This window comes from Vibrio sp. 10N.286.51.B11, assembly GCF_041469245.1.
Taxonomy (GTDB): domain Bacteria; phylum Pseudomonadota; class Gammaproteobacteria; order Enterobacterales; family Vibrionaceae; genus Vibrio; species Vibrio crassostreae_C.
Genome location: NZ_JBFRKI010000069.1, coordinates 1 through 1,225, shown reverse-complemented (window position 1 = coordinate 1,225; position 1,225 = coordinate 1). Strand labels below are relative to the sequence as shown.

Annotated in this window: 1 protein-coding gene; it reads left to right on the top strand. The window is 44.2% G+C overall.

Annotation, left to right across the window (positions count from 1 at the left end; all coding sequences use genetic code 11):
• Positions 1 to 83: 83 nt before the first annotated feature.
• A partial coding sequence (locus tag AB4154_RS22260; RefSeq protein WP_372124143.1) for an ISL3 family transposase occupies positions 84 to 1,225 on the top strand: 1,142 nt, incomplete at its 3' end.

Here is a 1,225-nt window from a genome sequence, read left to right as displayed (position 1 = left end):
ATTAGCGGGAACTAAAAACAAAAACGGTAGTAAGTGATATGGTTTAGTCGCCAAACAAAAATCATACACAAACTACCGTTTTCATGCCGAATCATACTTTCCTATCTTCATTCTGGGAAGGCTTTCAAATAGTAAAGTCTCACCAGACAGCATCACTTATTACCCTGACTCTTAAACCTAACTCTGAGGCTAAGTGCCTTTGTGGTCTTGAAGCCGAAGCTATCCACGAGTATCAATGGCGGCATGTGAAAGAAGCCATGTTGCTCGGTGTTCCTGTTGAACTTTCCGTTCAAACACGAAGAATTAAGTGTCGTGACTGCGGCATAAAAACAGAGTCTCTATCTTGGCTAGAGCCTTATGCTCGCATCACGAAGCGCCTAAAAAGTTATATAGAACAACTGCTGCCTCTTCTTCCCATTAAGCATATCTCCCAGTTAACGAGCGTACATTGGCACACCATTAAAGAGATAGATAAACGCCGACTTCGACAAGTTGTACCGTCAGTGAAATGGGAAGAGCTAAGGCAACTCGTCATGGACGAGTTCGCTATCTTTAAAGGGCATAGGTATGCCACGGTCATTGCTGACGCTAAGACTCATCAAGTCATTTGGATAGGGTTAGGCCGTAGCCGCAAGGACATACGACCGTTCTTCGAGCTGTTAGGCAAGCATGGCAATAATATCGAAGCGGTCGCGATGGACATGAATACGGCTTTTGACCTTGAAGTTCAAGCGCACTGCCCGAACGCAAAAATCGTTTACGACTTATTCCATGTTGTTGCTAAGTTCGGTCGTGAGGTAATGGATAGAGTCAGAGTCGACCAAGCCAACAAACTCAAGCAAGATAAAAAAGCGAGGCAATGGGTCAAGCGCTCACGCTGGGTGTTGTTGAAAAATAGAGGCAACTTAAATCCACGGCAAGACAGCTATCTTACAGAAATATTGAATATCAATAAGGACTTAATGACCACTTATATACTCGGGGCACAACTCAAAGAGCTTTGGTATTGTGAATCAGAAGCACATGCTAAAGGGCTCTGGGAGGCTTGGTGGGCACAAGTACAAGAGAGTGGAATTAAGCCATTGAAAGAGTTCGCACGAAAACTGAGTCCTTATCTTCACGGTATTATCGCATCGGCAAGTTATCCGCTAAACACCTGCACCCTAGAAGGGATAAACAACAAGATAAAGCTAATCAAGCGAATGGGGTATGGGTATCGAGATAC